This window comes from Paraburkholderia sp. EG286B (assembly GCF_040965655.1).
GTDB lineage: Bacteria > Pseudomonadota > Gammaproteobacteria > Burkholderiales > Burkholderiaceae > Paraburkholderia.
In genome coordinates, this window is record NZ_JBFRCF010000268.1 from 1 (window position 1) to 255 (window position 255).

A 255-nucleotide genomic window follows, 5' to 3' on the forward strand; every position below is an offset into this window, starting at 1 on the left:
GCTACGTCACGCTGCCGAACATCATGAAGGCGAAGAAGAAGCCGCTGGAAATCGTGAAGCCGGAAGACCTGGGCGTCGATGTCACGCCGCGTCTGAAGACGCTGAAGGTTGCCGAGCCGCCGAAGCGCAGCGCAGGCGTGAAGGTGCCGGACGTGAAGACGCTGGTCGAGAAGCTGAAGACGGAAGCCAAGGTGCTGTAAGGGGAGCGAAACAAAATGACGAATCTGGTTATTGCCGAACACGACAATCAGTCGA

Annotated in this window: 1 pseudogene; it reads left to right on the forward strand. The window is 58.0% G+C overall.

From position 1 onward, the window contains the following. A pseudogene (locus AB4Y42_RS44700) lies at positions 1–200 on the forward strand (electron transfer flavoprotein subunit beta/FixA family protein); the annotation flags it as partial. Positions 201–255: the final 55 nt, after the last annotated feature.